Origin of the sequence: Basfia succiniciproducens (assembly GCF_011455875.1) — a bacterium.
Lineage (GTDB): Bacteria > Pseudomonadota > Gammaproteobacteria > Enterobacterales > Pasteurellaceae > Basfia > Basfia succiniciproducens.
In genome coordinates this window covers 772,047-788,492 of record NZ_CP015031.1, presented here as the reverse complement: position 1 = coordinate 788,492, position 16,446 = coordinate 772,047, and the positions used below count along the sequence as shown (strand labels likewise).

Below are 16,446 nucleotides of genomic sequence, written 5' to 3'. Positions count from 1 at the left end.
GGGGATAATAATCTAATATCACGAAAAAAGAGTTTTCGCCTATCTGGGATTAGGAGTTTATTTTATTGGGAATAATAAAAATGCGATGCCGAATAATGGTATTAGCGGTTTAGAGGCTCATACGGAAGCTAATCAGAATATTAATAATTTAAAATATGTTAATGATAAAGAGATGATTGAATATAAATCAAATATTTTAAATAAAATACATAATAACGGAATTAGAAAATATAATATTGTAGGAGAAAAATAATGAGAGTAATTTTTTTCCTATTATTTTTGTTTTTATCAGGCTGTATTGATTTATTGACTTATAGAGATAGTTATACTATTGATAGTATGGCTTATTGGGAGCATGTTTCTTCGAAAGAAATAGCTTCACTGAAAGTTAGAAACGATTGCTTTGATAAAATAAATAAAAACAATGGGTTTACACAAGATAGGTATGCGAAATGTTTATATGAACAAGGATATAGATTTAAGACTAATAGTCTACTCTATTGTTACCACCGAAAAGAAAAATGTGAGGTCTATGATAAATACAGAAAGTAGATAAAAGAGAATATCTTCTTGATGGCTATGGGCTTGTATGTATTTATAAAAAGTGCGGTTAATTTTTTGAGAGTTTTAATTAAAAACAAACTAAAAATTGACTGCACTTTGTTATGTTATTTGGATATAGTAGGTATATATCAGAACAAGGAAAATTAATCATAGACTATATTCAAATAGCCAAAAAACTAGATGAATACAATGCTTATGCCGCAGCAAACGGTAAACCGCAATATAAATTGCAGGATACGGCGCATAGTCTGGGCGTATCGGAAAATAAAAATATGTTGAACTGGTCTAACTATCTGAATCAGGACTATAAAAATACCGAATTAGATTACTTACATGCTGCAGGCTCTTACCCGTCGGAAGAGATTGACCGTCAGGCAAAAAGCATATTTGCCGGAGTGACTACCCGCTATATCGGCGTGGATGGAGACAGGGTTTACTCGGGCATATTGGGTGGTTATTTGATTGGGAATAATAAAAATGCGATGCCGAATAATGGTATTAGCGGTTTAGAGGCGCATTCGGAGGCTAATCAGAATATTAATAATTTGAAGTATATTTATGATGAAAATAATAGTGAACAAAGTAAGGTAATGGAAAGAACAAAGAAATTACTTAAGTTAACTTATCCGAAAGATTCTATTCGAGAATTTAATACAATTAAAAAAGATGGAGATGGATTGTGATTAAGAAATTATTTTTATTGGTATTTATATTTTTACTGTCGGGATGCTTTTTGATTTCTTTAACACCATCATATTCTAGCAAATTTAGAGAGAATACATGGGTTCATAAAGAAACAAGAGTACCTTTATCAAAGGAATTACACATTAAGTGTAGAGAGTCAATTGAAAATAGCAAAGAAGAGGATAAATTAGGCGAAGTATATGCATCTTGTTTAAGAAAACATGGTTTTGTATTTAATGCTAGTTATATGTATTGTTATAAGTTTAAAAGTATATGTGAGGAATATTATAAATACAGAAACTAGATAAAATAGAATATCTTCTTGATGGCTATGGGCTTGTATGTATTTATAAAAAAGTGCGGTTAATTTTTCGAGAGTTTTAATTAAAAATAAACTGAAAATCGACCGCACTTTATTATTTAAAATATAAGTTTCTTCAGAATATATGCACGGTATCTTCAATCTGACAGCCTCACCATACTATTAAATGGGAGACTGCCAGATTGAGTTTGATCTTCTACAATCTTAGAAGTTATAACGAAGACCGGCTTTTGCGCTATATTGATGAATTTTTACCTCTTCAACTTTACCTAAACGGTTATATTCGACTCCGACATTTAATAACAGATTGTCGGTCAAATGATATTGAACGCCTGCCAGCGCGCCGTAACCGAATTTGGTTTTGGTTTCGCTGTAACTTTCCGAAGCGGAATTATCACGCCAATGATCTTCAAATTTAAGACTGTTTTCAGACAAGCGTACGCCGACATACGGCATTAACGAGGTATTAAGATTAAAGTCATAGATTGCGGAAATCCCGAAGGAGTTGGTTTCTACAGAAGTGGAACCGCTTGTTTCCCACTGCTCACCTCTAAACAGAGTATAGTGGTCTTTGGCTTTACCGATATGGCTGTAATCCACCGCCAGACGAATGTCGCCGAAATCGTAACCGGCACTGATTCGTTGATCAAATACATTATCTTTAAAATCTAAGTCGTCCATGCCGGATGCTTTAATTTTAGAATAACCCACATCACCCTGAACATACCAATTCGCACTAGCGGTTGAAGAAATTGCAAGTATGCCGATTGCAACGGCTAATGTTGTCTTTTTCATAATAAATAAATTCCTGTTAATTAATAATACGCTTAATAAAAGCAGGCTTATTGTATCACGAAGATGAATACTGCACCACACAAAGCGCAATTGCGGGCGATATCAATCTAAATCATAAAAAAACGGCGAAATTCGACCGCACTTTTTTAATCCGGATAAGTTTGAAGCTTGTATCATCGGAAATTTAAGACGTTTAATAAAATAAACAAAGTTCAAAAAACTGATCAAAATCAAAATTAGGAATAATTATCATTTACAACCCATAAGGTAAGTGTATAATTCGACGTTAAATTAAAATCAATTTAAAACGGAGATATTCATAATGGTTGTCCCTCTATCTAAACTAACCAAAGGAAATGTTGCTTATATTGATTCTATTGTTGCTAATCAAGCATTCGGTGAGCTGGATACGTTGGTCGGTCGTCGTTTGGCGGATTTAGGCTTTTCTAAGGGCGTGCCTGTAGAAGTTGTGGCCGCCGGCGTTTTTGGAAAAGGCCCGTTTGCGGTGAGATTAAGTAACTTATCCCAATTTTCTTTACGTGCTGCGGAAGCAAGTAAAATCCTTTGTCATATCAACAAATAATTGATTGGGGTATTTGGCGAAAGTACCCCGATTATTTTCTCATAATCACTATAAATATAAGTTAATGTATGAATAAAGATAAACTGACTTGTTTTGCTTTAGTCGGCGCCCCGAATTGCGGGAAAACCGTACTTTTTAACGGATTAACGGGTTCTAATGCAAAAGTAGCTAACTATCCCGGCGTAACGGTTGAACGACGCGAGGGATTATTTGTTGATGATCCTTCAGTAAGCATTATCGATTTACCCGGTACTTACAGTTTGCGTACCACAACCCTTGATGAAGCCGTCGCCCGTGATGAAATTTTAGGAAAATACGGCAGAAAAATTGACGGCATTATTGCCGTAGCCGACGCCACTAATCTACGCATGACATTGCGTATGGTACTGGAATTAAAAATGCTGGGGCTACCGATGGTGGTTTCCTTAAACCTGATTGATGTGGCGCGTTCCCGCGGTTTAACTATTGATGAGAAAAAACTCAGCGAGTTGTTGGGCGTTCCCGTGTTGGAAACCGTGGCCACTCGAAAAGAGGGTATCCGCGGCGTAAAAAATGCTATTGCCAATTTACCTCAAAATAGTGCAGGTATTGACAGTAATCAAGCGGCGCAATTGTTGGAATCCCTCGATAGTAATGCGTTATATGCACAAGTTGAAGACATTCTGGCACAGACGGTCAAAACAGAAATGGTGATGCCGAAGTGGCACCAACGATTAGATCGCCTCACCTTACATCCGGTGTGGGGATTCGTATTGCTGTTGCTGGTTTTATTGCTCGTGTTCCAGGCGGTTTATTCCTGGTCTGAGCCTGTGATGGATTTTATTGAAGATTTCTTTGCAAACCTGGGGGAATGGGTTGCCACTCTGATGCCGGAAGGGATATTACAGGATTTAATCCTCAACGGCATAATTGCAGGGGTAGGCAGTGTCTTGGTGTTTGTTCCGCAAATCACGATTTTGTTTGCTTTTATTCTGCTACTGGAAGACTCGGGTTACTTACCGCGGGCGGCTTTTCTGTTAGATAATTTATTATCAACCAGCGGATTATCCGGGCGGGCGTTCATACCGCTGTTATCCAGCTTTGCTTGCGCAGTGCCTTCGGTGATGTCCGCCAGAACCATTCAGGACCCTCGCGAGCGGCTGGTGACTATTGCCATTGCGCCAATATTGACCTGTTCCGCAAGACTGCCTGTTTATGCACTGATTATTGGGGCGGTAATTCCGGATCAAACGGTTTGGGGTATTTTTAATCTGCAAGGGTTAGTTTTATTCGGCTTATATTTTATCGGAGTGTTCTCTGCCGGATTAGTGGCTTATATTATGAAGCGTCTTGCCCGTCGTAAAGGCAGTATCCGTCAATTTCCGTTATTAATGGAGTTGCCGACTTTCCGTTTACCGAACTTTAGACATATTTTTTCAAGCCTGTGGGATAAAGTGAAAGCTTTCCTGAAACGGGCGGGTACGGTTATTTTTGCCTTAAGCGTTATTTTATGGGCGTTAGTCACTTTTCCGGGGGCGCCGGAGGGAGCAGCGGGTGCCGCTATTGATTATAGTTTTGCCGGCATGTTAGGTAGTCTTATCCAACCGATTTTTGCACCTTTAGGCTTTACCTGGCAAATGTGTATCGCCATGATTCCGGGCATCGCCGCCCGTGAAGTGGTGGTTGCCGCCTTGGGGACGGTTTATGCGGTCGGTGCTAGCGGCTCGGAAGAAGCAATTCAAAATGCGTTGGTGCCGATTGTGCACGAACAATGGGGGATCCCGACAGCGCTGGCTTTTTTAGCCTGGTACGTTTATGCGCCGATGTGTATGGCAACGCTGGCGGTGATTAAACGAGAAGTCAATTCGATGAAAAAAACTTTGATGATTGCCGGTTATTTATTTGTATTAGCTTATATCTTCTCGTTTGTGGTATATCAAATTTCTATAAGGATCTTCTAGTATGGAACAACATATCATTGTCGGCTTAATTGTTGGTGCGTGCATACTGTATGTATTACGTAAGTTTGTATTTAAGTCCAAAACGGCTAAAAACAGCCTATGCGGCGGTTGTGACCGTTGCGGCGGTAAAAAAGGTTGTCATTAATAAATCCGGCTTAAGCTAAAAGTGCGGTCAAAAAAACGATATTTTTTGAATGTTATTTACCGACCTCACTAAAGGGAGCGTAATTCTTTCGAGAATTATGAATAAAAAAAGATTTTCTTGCTGAAATATGAATGCGAAAACATAAATAGTCTCTGTAACTAACCATAGAAAAATCCGCACCTTAATCGTGGCATGTTGCCCCGCTTTTAAGGTGCGGATTTATTTTTTCAGGTTTTATTCTATAAGGTTGCCGCTTTCATATTCTTGACAAATTCAGCTAAATCCGCCAAACATTTCTCATGATTATCTAAATTCGCCTCAATAATTTTTACTGTCGCGGAGCCTGAAATAGCACCGGCAACGCCCATATTCAGCGCCTCTTTCACTTGTTGTGGTTTTGCGATACCGAAGCCTTGCAGAATCGGCGGCGCATTGTGGGCTTTAAGTTGTTCTACAAGACTGTCTAAATTTGCCGCATGGCTTTGATTTTCCGCACTGGTAACGCCGGCTCGAGAAACTAAATATGTGTAACCCTCGGAATGTTCGGCAACGCCTTTTACCGTATTTTCATCGGCATTCGGCGGGCAAATGAATACGGGCTGAATACCGTGTTTTTTGGCCGCATGAATGTAAGGTTCGGCGGCTAATAGCGGAATATCCGCTACTAAAACCGCATCAATACCGATTTCGGCGCAGCGCCGATAAAAGCCGTCTAAAGTCTGCGCATAAATCAGATTGGCGCAAAGCAGTAAACCGATTGGAATTTCCGGATATTTTGACCGCACTTTTTCCAGTAATTTAAAGCTTTCTGCGGTACTGCAACCGGCGTTTAATGCGCGATTATTCGCCGCCTGAATAACGGGGCCGTCCAATAACGGATCGGAAAACGGGAAACCGAGTTCCAGGGCATCCGCACCGTTATCTACAAGGGTGCAGATAATATCAAAAGAACGTTCGAGATCAGGATCGCATAATGTCACGAATGGCACGAATCCGCCTTGTTTTTTTGCATTAAGTTGCGCAAATAGAGTTTCAAAACGAGCCATTAAAGCATACCTCTTTCACTAAAAATTTTGTCCACGGTAAAAATATCCTTGTCGCCTCGACCGGATAAATTCACTACTAATAATTGTTCCCGCATCGGATTTTGGCGCGCCATTTTTAACGCATAGGCTAAAGCGTGAGAGCTTTCCAACGCCGGAATAATGCCTTCGTGTTGGGCTAATTCTTTAAATGCCTCAAGCGCTTCGTCATCGGTAATGCTCGGATATTCGGCACGACCGATAGAATTTAAATAGGCATGTTGCGGGCCGACGGAAGGGAAGTCCAGGCCTGCGGAAATACTGTAAGATTCTTCGATCTGGCCGTCTTCCGTTTGCATAATCGGTGATTTCATGCCGAAGTAAATACCGGGCTTGCCATGGCCTAAAGGTGCGCCGTGTTCGCCGGTTTCAATGCCTTTGCCGGCAGGTTCCACACCGATTAATCGTACGGATGTTTCGTTAATAAAATCGGTAAACATACCGATAGCGTTTGAACCGCCGCCTACGCAAGCAATTACCGCGTCAGGCAGACGACCTTCACGTTGTAAAATCTGCGCTTTTGTTTCTTCACCGATCATTTTTTGAAATTCGCGGACAATGGTCGGGAACGGGTGAGGGCCGGCAGCGGTACCGATTAAATAATGGGTGTTTTCATAATTAGCCGCCCAGTCGCGCATAGCTTCACAACAGGCGTCTTTTAAGGTGCTGGAACCTTTTGTAACCGGGAACACTTCCGCACCCATTAAACGCATACGGAACACATTAGGCGATTGACGCTCAACATCTTTCGCACCCATATAAATGCGGCAAGGCATACCTAACATCGCACAGGCAAGAGCGGTAGCAACTCCGTGCTGACCGGCGCCGGTTTCCGCAATAATGCGGGTTTTCCCCATGCGTTTAGCCAGCAAAATCTGCCCTAATACTTGATTGGTTTTATGCGCGCCGCCGTGCAGCAAATCTTCACGTTTTAAATAGAGTTTGGTTTTTGTACCTTTGGTCAAATTGCGACAAAGGGTTAATGCTGTGGGGCGACCGGCATAATTTTTTAATAAATCTAAAAATTCGGTCTGGAAAGCGGGATCTTGTTGCGCTTCAACGAAGGCTTTTTCCAATTGTTTTAAAACCGGAATAAGAATTTCGGGAACATACATGCCGCCGAATTCTCCAAAGTAGGGATCTAAAATTGTGTCTGTCATATTGTTTCCTCAATATTTGTTTTGCTGGAAAATATACTATTAAACTAGTACATAAATGTAAAGCGATTTTTTGATAATTTTTTAATTGAGGAGGGAAGTTATCTGGATAGAATAAATATCGGGGCTTTTAAGGCCCCGATATTTTTTAAAACCGATGGATTTTATTAAAAACTGCGGTAAGTTTCTCGGGATTTTTTATTCCGGCCGCACTTTCAACGCCGGAATTTAAATCTATGCCGAGGCAATGCTGAGCCAGCGCAAGCTCAATGTTTTCCGGGGTTATCCCGCCTGCAAGCAGGCTTTTATTTTTTATTTCGGCGGGGATTTTTGACCAATCAAAGGCAACGCCGGTACCGCCTTGTCGGTTAGCGGTTTTACTGTCCAGAACATATCGGTCTACAGCAGAAATTCGGTCGATTTTGACCGCACTTTGCTGTGCCACATCAATAGAAACGGCTTGCCAGATTTGAATTTGATGAGGTAGCTGAATTCGAAGTGCGGCGATAAACTCTTCATTTTCCGCACCATGCAATTGCACCGCATAAAGGTTTAATTGGGTCGCAATTTTTACAATAAAATCAATTTGTTGATTCTGAAATACACCCACAAAACGTAGCGGTGCGGCCGTTACTAATTCCTGTGCCTGGCGAAGAGAAACGCAACGTTTTGAATTTTCCGCAAAAATTAATCCGCCGTAAAGCGCACCTTGCCGATAGACTTCCTGCACATCCTGCGGACGAGTTAAACCGCATACTTTATTTTCACCGAAAATAACGGAACGAACCGCATTGTTTAAATCATCACTGCCCATTAAGCTGCTACCGATGAGAAACGCATTTACATAAGGTTTTAATTGTTGTACCTGCTGATGAGAATAAATTCCCGATTCGCTTACGATAATACGATCCGCCGGAATTTGTTGGGCAAGCGGCGGCGTACGCGCTAAATCTACCGTTAAGTCATGGAGATTGCGGTTATTAATGCCCATCACTTTTGCACCTAGGGCAATGCCCCGTTCCAGTTCTTGCTGATTAGATGTTTCGGTCAATACGCCCATGCCAAGTTCGTGAGCAAGTGCGGCAAGCTTTTTATAGGTTTCATCGTCAAGCACGGAAAGCATAAGCAAAATGGCATCCGCCTGATAATAACGTGCCAGATAAACCTGATATTCGCTTATCATAAAATCTTTGCAAAGTACCGGGCAGGTGACAATGTCACGAACTTGCTTGATATAGGAAAAATCACCTTGGAAATATTTTTCATCGGTCAATACCGATACCGCAGAGGCGTAATTTTTGTAAACCTGCGCAATGTCAGCAGGGTTAAATTCGTTACGAATCAAGCCTTTTGACGGCGAGGCTTTTTTACATTCCAAAATAAAAACCGGATTCTGATGAGTACCTTTGCCGAGCGACTGATAAAAACTGCGGTCGGATTTTGTGATTTTTTCTTTGAATGAAGCCAATGGGAAAACCTGTTCTTTCGCTTTTATCCATTGGATTTTATCCGCCACGATTTTTTGTAGAATAGTGGGTTTATCGTTTAAGTTCATAAGCTTTAAATTTTAATAAGTGGTTAATTTTGTTAAGGTTTCAAAAGCTTTACCGGTTGTTAATTGTTCCAGCACCTGTTGGGCGTTTTGCTTAATGTCTTCATGTCCGAATAATTTCATTAACAGGGCAGTGTTCATTGCGACCGCTTGGGCCTGCTGCGCGCTGCCTTTGCCTTGTAAAAGTGCGGTCAAAATTTTCGCATTTTCTTCAGGTGCACCGCCGCGCAGGCTTTCCAACGGTTGAGGCTCAAAACCGAAATCTTTCGGTGATAAATTATAATATTCAATTTTGCCGTCACGTAATTCCGCAACTTGGGTGAGACCGTGGATTGCCACTTCATCTAATCCGCAACCGTGAACAATGATACTATGTTCATGATTTAAACGTAAATTGGTTTCCGCATAAGGTTTGAGTAACTCGGGCGAATAAACGCCTAATAACTGACGTTTCGGATTTGCGGGGTTGATTAACGGCCCCAAAATATTAAAAATAGTACGGGTTTTTAACGCTTGGCGAACGGGACCTGCATATTTAAAGCCTAAATGATATTGTTGGGCAAAAATGAAGGCAATACCGATTTCATCCAGTGCTTTGCGGGCTTGCTCCGTTGACATACGAATATTTACCCCCAAGGCGGTTAATACGTCGCTTGCGCCGGTTTTGCTGGAAACGCTGCGATTGCCGTGCTTGGCAATTTTTAATCCCATGCTTGCCGCAACAATGGCGGAAGCGGTCGAGATATTGATAGTGTCGGCGTTATCGCCGCCGGTTCCCACTATATCGGCAAACGGATAGTCCGGGGCGGGGAAGGGTTCTGCCGCCGCTAACAGAGCGGTTACCGCGCCGGTGATTTCATCAATGGTTTCACCACGTATTTTAAGGGCGATTAAGGCGCCGGCAAGCTGTTCGTTAGATAATTCGCCTTTAACGATATTGCCAAAAATAAAAGCTGCTTGCTCTTGACTAAGAGGTTGGTTATCAAAAAGTTGGGTAAGAATTTGTTGTGTTTGCATAATGAAATTCCTTGTTTTTATTCGCATTAAAAGTATGTATTTTTTATTTATTGAGCAACCAGTTAACGGAATTTTCCAGTAATTTTGCTCCTTGAACGGTTAAAATGCTTTCCGGATGGAATTGAAAACCGCAAATCGGCAAATTTTTGTGGCGAAACGCCATAATAATATCGTTATAGGTCGCATTGACGACTAATTCTTCCGGCAGATTGCTTCCCTTCAAAGAATGATAGCGGGCGACTGGCATCGGATTTTGCAAATTCAGAAACATCGCCTGTTCGTCATGATTAATTTTTGATACTTTGCCGTGCAAAACTTCACCCGCATGAACTACCTTGCCGCCGAAAGCTTCTATCAGCGCCTGATGACCTAAACAAATTCCGATAATCGGCACCGCACTTTTTACCCGTTGAATTAATGCAAGCATATTGCCCGCTTCCGCAGGCGTACCCGGACCCGGCGAAAGGGCAAGAATAGTATCGGGTTGCAGGGCAATGCTTTCCAGCAACGCCAAATCACAGTCATTACGGTAAATTTTTACTTGATGCCCCAGCCCTCGAAATTGGTCTACAAGGTTATAAGTGAAAGAGTCGAAGTTATCCAAAAATAAAATAGTTGCCATAAGTTCTTTTCCTTTTAATTCGCTTGGGCGTTTGTTTGCAGAATAGCTTTAATGACCGCCTGCGCTTTATGGCGGGTTTCATCCGCTTCCATTTGCGGATCGGAATCCAGTACTTCGCCGCAACCGGCTTGCACATAAGCAATGCCGTTTTGCACAAATGCGGAACGGATAACGATGCAAGTGTCTAAATTGCCGTCGGAAGACAGATAACCCACCGCACCGCCGTAACTATGACGTTTTTGTTTTTCAAACTGATAAATTAATTGCATAGCTTTAATTTTAGGTGCGCCCGTGAGCGTCCCCATATTCATACAAGCCTGATAAGCATGCAGCGCATCCAGTTCGGGGCGTAGTTTGCCGACTACGCGGGAAACCAAGTGCATAATATGCGAATAGCGATCCACCTGCATTAGCTCTTTAACATGACGGGTTCCGCTTTCGCATACGCGCGCCACATCATTACGGGCTAAGTCAACCAACATTAAATGTTCCGCTTGTTCTTTATGATCTAAACGCATTTCAAGTTCCAGGCGTGCGTCCAATTCGGGATCAATTTTACCTTTGGCATCAAATCCGCGCGGACGGGAACCGGCGATAGGGTAGATTTCCAACTGACGGTTATCGGCGGAATATTTCAATGCGCTTTCAGGCGAGGCGCCGAACAAAGTGAATTCCTCATCTTGCATAAAGAACATATAAGGGCTCGGATTATTTTCCTTCAGCTGACGATAAGTGGCTAAAGTATTCGGGCATTGCAGGATAAAGCGACGGGACGGCACAATCTGGAAAACATCACCGATGTAAATATGATGTTTAAGTGCGGTAATAATTTGCTTAAATTTTTCGTCTTCGTGATTGGTCGAAATATCCGTAGAACCTTGTTGAATAGCGGGAAGAGGTTTTAAATTCCGTAAATCTTTGTCAATTTCGACCGCACTTTGCTGCAAATTCTGCAGTTCCGAATCATTAAAACAGAAGGTTTGTAAAGTGGCTTGTTGGCTTGGATGATCCAAACGAAGCAATTGTTCCGCAAGATAGAACACATAATCCGGGCAGCTTAAACCGTCGTCCTGCAAAGTAATGTTATTCATCGGAATAAAGTTAGCGACTAAATCGTAAGCAAATAAACCGCCGAGAAAAACAGGCTGCTTGCTATGCTGATAAAGCTGATTGATTACGCGTAAACCGTCGAAAACAGTTAAGGATTGTAATTTACTGTCCTCATCCAGATTTTGATCAATTGGAAAAAATTCCGCAATCAGTTTATTTTGCTGAACGGAAAGGGATTTTGTTTTACCCTGTAACTTTTCTTTAATTAATGGTAAAACATGACTTCCGTTTGCTGTTAATGCAGTAAATGTGACAATTTGACCCAAGCAGGATACTTTTAACGCCGCATTAATAATTAATAAACTTTGTAAACTGTTTTTGCTACTGATTTCGGCGGATTCCAATAATAAGCTGTTTGTTTTCCCGACTGTGGCAAATACGGCGGTGAGATCTTGTTGATATTGAACCGGATTGCTTAGAGTTTGAATATAAGCGTTTGGCATAGTGCGCTTCCTTTTGCTTTAAAATATTTATGCACTATTAAACTAGTACAGAGATTTTTTGTCAATAAAAAATTCAATTTTATTTAGTCGAAATTAGGGCTTGTTGATGTTTTAAGTATATAAAATAAACAAAATTAAACGATTTATTATTTATACCCAGCGCGTAAGCGTACTGGGTTACGCATAGTTAAGCAGCTTTTCTGCACCTAATTTCACAGCCCCAAAGGGGCGGAACTATGCGTAACCTAGTACGGCGTTGCCGTGCTAGGGTTCAAAATGATTAAAATTTATACTTAAAAGATAAACAGCCTCTAATTGAAAAACTGAAGATGTCTGTTTAAGCGGTATTTATTAAGCATAAAAGTGCGGTGAATTTTGCCAGATTTTTGTAAAACTTGTAGTAGAATAGACCTCCATATTTAATAAGGGAGAATAACACTAATGTGGTCTGAAATTTTGGTTGGTTACGGCATTTTTATTTTGGAAATTTTGACGATTTTACTTGTTATTGCCGGTATCGTGGCAGCAATTATGACGTTAAAACAGCAGAAAAATCCGCAAACCGGCGAATTAAAATTAACGGATTTGTCCGAACAATATCAGGATAACGTGAAAAAATTAAAAGATTTCCGCTTAACTGATGAGGAATTAAAACAAGCGGAAAAAGCACGGAAAAAAGCGGATAAGCAGAAAGCCAAAGAAAATAAAGCCAAAAACAAAAAAGGTGAGAAAACGGAAGAAAGCCTCAAACCTTGTGTTTATGTGATGGATTTTAAAGGAGATATTCGCGCTTCGGAAACCGCCGCATTGCGGGAAGAAATCAGTGCTATTCTCAATGTTGCCAATCCGGCAACGGATGAAGTTTTACTGCGTTTAGAAAGCCCGGGCGGTGTAGTGCATGGTTACGGTTTAGCCGCTTCGCAATTAGCCCGCCTGAAACAAAAAGGAATTAAATTAACGGTTGCGGTGGATAAAGTTGCGGCAAGCGGCGGTTATATGATGGCTTGTGTCGCCGATAAGATTGTTGCCGCACCATTTGCCGTTATCGGTTCTATTGGCGTTGTGGCGCAGGTTCCGAATATTCACCGTTTGTTAAAAAAACATGATGTCGATGTGGATGTGATGACGGCGGGCGAATATAAACGGACGGTGACTTTCGTGGGAGAAAATACCGAAAAAGGTAAACAGAAATTCCAGCAGGAATTAGAAGAAACCCATGACTTATTTAAACAGTTTGTCACTGCCAATCGTCCTTTGGTGGATATTGATAAAATTGCTACCGGCGAGCATTGGTTTGGTCAGCAAGCCTTAGCATTAAATTTGGTTGATGAAATTGCGACCAGTGATGACTTGATTTTAGATGCGATGCAAGATAAATCCGTTATCGGGGTGAAATACGCGGTGAAAAAATCTTTAATCCAAAAATTGGGAAAACAGGCGGAAGAAAGTTCGGATAAACTTTTATTAAAATGGTTAAAACAGGGTAATAAGACACTGATGTAATGTATTTTTACGACTTTAAGTTTTACTTTCGATGTAATTGGAATTAACATATAAACGAATTTACGTGTGCGTTTGTTTTTTATAAAAAATTCAATCGTTACAATAATATTAGATAAAGTTTAGCTCCGGTTTTTATAAAAACTAATAATAATTAAGGATAAAATAAATGAAATTGACCCACCTTTTGTTATCTGCTGTGGCAGCAACTTCACTAATCGCTTGCGGTAATTTAAGCGATGTAACGGATGAAGGCACGTCAGAGAACTTAGTTTGGCCAAAAATTGACGAATCTCGTTTCAATCATGACGGCAGTCAATTCGGTTCCTGGCCGAACTGGGATAGCGTTCGTATGATCGAACGGGGAATGAATAAAGATCAAATCCGTAATTTAATCGGCAGTCCGCATTTTTCCGAGGGATTATACGGAGTTCGTGAATTTGATTATGCATTTAACTATCGCGAAAACGGTGTGCATAAAATATGTCAATATAAAATCCTATTTGATAAAAATATGAACGCGCAGAGTTTTTTCTGGCATCCGAACGGTTGTAACGCCAATTCTTCATTCAGTTTAAGCGCCGATTTTTTGTTTGATTTTGATAAAGACAGTTTAACCGAGCGGGGTAAAAAAGTGGTGGATAGCGTTGCAGAGCAATTAAAAGCAAGCAAGGCGAAAACTGTGAAAGTTGCAGGTTTTACCGATCGTTTAGGCTCTGAGGCTTATAATCTGGAATTATCGCAACGTCGTGCAAATCAAGTAAAAGAATGGTTAATCGCACGTGATGTTAAAGCCGATATTGACGCTATTGGTTATGGTTCCGCGCAACAGATTAAACCTTGTACCGGTCTTAAGGCGGGTAAAGCTTTGAGAGACTGTCTGCGACCTAATCGCCGGGTTGAAATTAGTTCTTCGGGTACAGTATTGAAAAAATTTGAAGAGAACTCAAAAAAATCTGTCGGGCCTGCAGTATTTTACCAAAAATAATTTTATCTAAGTATCAGAGTCAATCCGGTCATTCATTATAAAAATAAGCGTTTCCCGTTGAAAAAAGAAACGCTTATTTTTGTGATAATAGAAAAACTACCAATAACATAAAAGTGCGGTCATTTTTAGGCGAATTTTATCCTTCAGTGAAGTTTATCAGAGTAAAAAAGAATAAATGTTTCTTGCATTAGGTAAATAATCATGTTCTAATGCGCCTCAGCTAAACGAAAGTTTAATAGTAGTCAAGTTATTATAGTATCTCCTCTTTACAAGTTCTAAATTTGTTCCTTGAAGTTTCTTAATATCCATCTCAATTTAAGTTCACGTTATTAGCACTACCGCTTGATTCAAGCATACAAATTTACAATTTAAAATAAGGAAGACATATGTCTAAACTAAACGGCTTAGTAAAATGGTTCAATTCGGACAAAGGTTTTGGTTTTATCACCCCCGCAGACGGCAGCAAAGACCTGTTTGTTCATTTCTCCAGTATTTTGGGCAATAATTACAGAAGCCTAAATGAAGGTGACCGCGTAGAATATAATGTAGAAAATACACAACGCGGCCCGGCAGCAGTTGAAGTTGCGGTTATTAAATAATATTTTATTGAATAGCTTTAAGCCCCTTTTTGAAGGGGCTTAATTATATGAGAAATCTCTGGAATTTATTTAGAGATTTATTTCGAGCTTATCAAGCAGAGGATAGATTATGCCTAAAAAATAATCGTTTCCCTCGATATGGACTTCTGATAAATTAATTTTGAACAACTTATTTTTTCTTGTCCGTTTATTTAAATAATAGTCCACCGGATTTTACAAACTTTGATAGAAATCCTACCGCTTGTGCTTTCCTTTTCCTATGTATTTATGTTCTAATATTATTTCAATTTTGATGACGTTCGTATTAAGGTTTAATCAATGTTAATCGGTCTTTTTATTGGGCTACTATTCGGTTTTTTCTTACAGCGCGGGCAATTTTGCTTCGTGTCCGGCTTCCGCATTATTTATACTCAGCGAAATTTCCGTTTTTTAACGGCATTACTGATTGTCGTTTCTATTCAATCCATCGGTTTTTTTAGTTTAAGCGGTCTGGACTTAATTACTATTCCAAATACTCCCATGCCATTGTTAGCCACTTTAATCGGCGGGTTGCTTTTTGGCATCGGAATGGTATTGGCAAATTGCTGTGCCAGCGGTGGCTGGTTTCGAACCGGAGAAGGAGCTGTAGGTAGTTGGATTGCTCTTATCTGCTTTGCTTTAACGATGGCGGCTACACAAACCGGTGCGCTGAAACAGTGGATCAATCCGTTACTACTTGAAACTACAACCCTTGATAATATTTATAATACGTTCAATCTTTCCCCATGGATTTTAGTTACCGTGCTGGTATTAATCACCGTTGTAATGATTGTTTATCACATAAAAAATCCCCGTTATCAATTCCCGCAAGAACCGACTACCGCTCTGATTCCTCATCGTATTTTTACCAAACATTGGCATCCGTTTACCGCAGCGGTATGGATTGGCTTGCTTGGCGTTTTGGCTTGGCTGGTGAGTGAACAATACGGCAGAAGTTATGGTTATGGTGTCGCCGTTCCAACAGCAAACGTAGTGCAATATATCGTTATCGGACAACAGCGTTACTTAAATTGGGGCAGTTATTTTGTGCTTGGCATTTTACTCGGCTCCTTTATCGCCGCCAAATTAAGCGGTGAATTTGAAATCCGCTTACCGGAACCGAAGGCGATTTTACAACGTATGCTCGGCGGGGTAATAATGGGAATCGGCGCTTCGCTTGCCGGCGGTTGTACTATCACTAATGCGTTGGTTTCGACCGCTTATTTCTCATGGCAGGGATGGTTGGCGACCTTGATGATTATGATCGGTTGTTGGCTAACATCAGTCTTAGTGAAACCGACACAATGCCGCATTTAAGGATATTT

16 protein-coding genes are annotated in these 16,446 nt (G+C 40.6%); 9 read left to right on the top strand and 7 right to left on the bottom strand.

Annotation, left to right across the window (positions count from 1 at the left end):
- Positions 1 to 85: 85 nt before the first annotated feature.
- Positions 86 to 253: a heme transporter CcmA gene (locus A4G13_RS03535; RefSeq protein WP_142999785.1), complete on the top strand. Its 168-nt coding sequence runs from the start codon at positions 86 to 88 to the stop codon at positions 251 to 253.
- Positions 254 to 665: 412 nt separating this feature from the next.
- Positions 666 to 1,247 carry a hypothetical protein gene (locus A4G13_RS03530; RefSeq protein ID WP_090653726.1) on the top strand — a complete coding sequence of 194 codons (582 nt, stop codon included), beginning with the start codon at positions 666 to 668 and terminating at the stop codon, positions 1,245 to 1,247.
- A 527-nt stretch (positions 1,248 to 1,774) separates the two neighbouring features.
- Here A4G13_RS03530 and A4G13_RS03525 read toward each other — a convergent pair.
- Positions 1,775 to 2,365 (bottom strand): opacity family porin, encoded by a 591-nt coding sequence (locus A4G13_RS03525; RefSeq protein ID WP_041639738.1) that lies wholly within the window; start codon positions 2,363 to 2,365, stop codon positions 1,775 to 1,777.
- A 322-nt stretch (positions 2,366 to 2,687) separates the two neighbouring features.
- On the opposite strand from A4G13_RS03525, the gene A4G13_RS03520 reads away from it, so the two are divergent.
- The 3 genes from A4G13_RS03520 to A4G13_RS03510 all read left to right on the top strand — a co-directional run bounded on the left by A4G13_RS03520 (position 2,688) and on the right by A4G13_RS03510 (position 5,033).
- The gene (locus tag A4G13_RS03520; RefSeq protein ID WP_207945324.1) at positions 2,688 to 2,948 is read left to right on the top strand and encodes a FeoA family protein; all 261 of its coding nucleotides are present in this window, start codon (positions 2,688 to 2,690) and stop codon (positions 2,946 to 2,948) included.
- 68 nt (positions 2,949 to 3,016) lie between these two features.
- Positions 3,017 to 4,888, top strand: coding sequence for a ferrous iron transporter B (gene feoB, locus A4G13_RS03515; RefSeq protein ID WP_090653722.1), 1,872 nt, complete (start codon positions 3,017 to 3,019; stop codon positions 4,886 to 4,888).
- Position 4,889: 1 nt separating this feature from the next.
- Positions 4,890 to 5,033, top strand: coding sequence for a FeoB-associated Cys-rich membrane protein (locus tag A4G13_RS03510; protein WP_011200330.1), 144 nt, complete (start codon positions 4,890 to 4,892; stop codon positions 5,031 to 5,033).
- Positions 5,034 to 5,272: 239 nt separating this feature from the next.
- On the opposite strand, the gene trpA is transcribed toward A4G13_RS03510, so the two are convergent.
- From trpA to trpE, 6 genes are all read right to left on the bottom strand, one after another.
- A complete protein-coding gene (gene trpA, locus A4G13_RS03505; RefSeq protein WP_090653720.1) occupies positions 5,273 to 6,079 on the bottom strand; it encodes a tryptophan synthase subunit alpha in 807 nt (268 codons plus the stop codon).
- Entirely contained in the window at positions 6,079 to 7,275 is a 1,197-nt protein-coding gene (gene trpB, locus A4G13_RS03500; RefSeq protein WP_011200327.1) for a tryptophan synthase subunit beta, read from the bottom strand. Before trpB ends, trpA begins: the two co-directional genes overlap by 1 nt.
- A 145-nt stretch (positions 7,276 to 7,420) precedes the next feature.
- A complete protein-coding gene (trpCF, locus tag A4G13_RS03495; protein WP_090653718.1) occupies positions 7,421 to 8,827 on the bottom strand; it encodes a bifunctional indole-3-glycerol-phosphate synthase TrpC/phosphoribosylanthranilate isomerase TrpF in 1,407 nt (468 codons plus the stop codon).
- 12 nt (positions 8,828 to 8,839) lie between these two features.
- Complete coding sequence (gene trpD / locus A4G13_RS03490; protein WP_090653716.1) at positions 8,840 to 9,841, bottom strand: anthranilate phosphoribosyltransferase; 1,002 nt, start codon at positions 9,839 to 9,841, stop codon at positions 8,840 to 8,842.
- Between the two features lie 43 nt (positions 9,842 to 9,884).
- Positions 9,885 to 10,463, bottom strand: a complete 579-nt coding sequence (locus A4G13_RS03485) for an aminodeoxychorismate/anthranilate synthase component II (RefSeq protein ID WP_011200324.1) — start codon at positions 10,461 to 10,463, stop codon at positions 9,885 to 9,887.
- A 14-nt stretch (positions 10,464 to 10,477) separates the two neighbouring features.
- On the bottom strand, positions 10,478 to 12,016 hold the full coding sequence (gene trpE, locus A4G13_RS03480; RefSeq protein ID WP_090653714.1) for an anthranilate synthase component I: 1,539 nt from the start codon (positions 12,014 to 12,016) through the stop codon (positions 10,478 to 10,480).
- Between the two features lie 441 nt (positions 12,017 to 12,457).
- On the opposite strand from trpE, the gene sohB reads away from it, so the two are divergent.
- From sohB to A4G13_RS03460, 4 genes are all read left to right on the top strand, one after another.
- Entirely contained in the window at positions 12,458 to 13,519 is a 1,062-nt protein-coding gene (gene sohB, locus A4G13_RS03475; protein WP_011200320.1) for a protease SohB, read from the top strand.
- 166 nt (positions 13,520 to 13,685) lie between these two features.
- Positions 13,686 to 14,504, top strand: coding sequence for an OmpA family protein (locus tag A4G13_RS03470; RefSeq protein ID WP_090653712.1), 819 nt, complete (start codon positions 13,686 to 13,688; stop codon positions 14,502 to 14,504).
- A 386-nt stretch (positions 14,505 to 14,890) separates the two neighbouring features.
- Positions 14,891 to 15,103, top strand: a complete 213-nt coding sequence (gene cspE, locus A4G13_RS03465; protein WP_011200318.1) for a transcription antiterminator/RNA stability regulator CspE — start codon at positions 14,891 to 14,893, stop codon at positions 15,101 to 15,103.
- Positions 15,104 to 15,421: 318 nt separating this feature from the next.
- Positions 15,422 to 16,438 carry a YeeE/YedE family protein gene (locus tag A4G13_RS03460; protein WP_090653710.1) on the top strand — a complete coding sequence of 339 codons (1,017 nt, stop codon included), beginning with the start codon at positions 15,422 to 15,424 and terminating at the stop codon, positions 16,436 to 16,438.
- Positions 16,439 to 16,446 lie beyond the last annotated feature (8 nt).

Bases quoted from the DNA above. Each gene is read 5' to 3' on its own strand.
- A4G13_RS03520 (WP_207945324.1), top strand. From the start codon at position 2,688: ATGGTTGTCCCTCTATCTAAACTAACCAAAGGAAATGTTGCTTATATT.
- sohB (WP_011200320.1), top strand. From the start codon at position 12,458: ATGTGGTCTGAAATTTTGGTTGGTTACGGCATTTTTATTTTGGAAATT.
- trpE (WP_090653714.1), bottom strand. From the start codon at position 12,016: ATGCCAAACGCTTATATTCAAACTCTAAGCAATCCGGTTCAATATCAA.
- A4G13_RS03530 (WP_090653726.1), top strand. From the start codon at position 666: ATGTTATTTGGATATAGTAGGTATATATCAGAACAAGGAAAATTAATC.
- A4G13_RS03525 (WP_041639738.1), bottom strand. From the start codon at position 2,365: ATGAAAAAGACAACATTAGCCGTTGCAATCGGCATACTTGCAATTTCT.
- trpCF (WP_090653718.1), bottom strand. From the start codon at position 8,827: ATGAACTTAAACGATAAACCCACTATTCTACAAAAAATCGTGGCGGAT.
- feoB (WP_090653722.1), top strand. From the start codon at position 3,017: ATGAATAAAGATAAACTGACTTGTTTTGCTTTAGTCGGCGCCCCGAAT.
- trpD (WP_090653716.1), bottom strand. From the start codon at position 9,841: ATGCAAACACAACAAATTCTTACCCAACTTTTTGATAACCAACCTCTT.
- A4G13_RS03535 (WP_142999785.1), top strand. From the start codon at position 86: ATGCCGAATAATGGTATTAGCGGTTTAGAGGCTCATACGGAAGCTAAT.
- trpB (WP_011200327.1), bottom strand. From the start codon at position 7,275: ATGACAGACACAATTTTAGATCCCTACTTTGGAGAATTCGGCGGCATG.
- A4G13_RS03460 (WP_090653710.1), top strand. From the start codon at position 15,422: ATGTTAATCGGTCTTTTTATTGGGCTACTATTCGGTTTTTTCTTACAG.
- trpA (WP_090653720.1), bottom strand. From the start codon at position 6,079: ATGGCTCGTTTTGAAACTCTATTTGCGCAACTTAATGCAAAAAAACAA.
- cspE (WP_011200318.1), top strand. From the start codon at position 14,891: ATGTCTAAACTAAACGGCTTAGTAAAATGGTTCAATTCGGACAAAGGT.
- A4G13_RS03485 (WP_011200324.1), bottom strand. From the start codon at position 10,463: ATGGCAACTATTTTATTTTTGGATAACTTCGACTCTTTCACTTATAAC.
- A4G13_RS03470 (WP_090653712.1), top strand. From the start codon at position 13,686: ATGAAATTGACCCACCTTTTGTTATCTGCTGTGGCAGCAACTTCACTA.
- A4G13_RS03510 (WP_011200330.1), top strand. From the start codon at position 4,890: ATGGAACAACATATCATTGTCGGCTTAATTGTTGGTGCGTGCATACTG.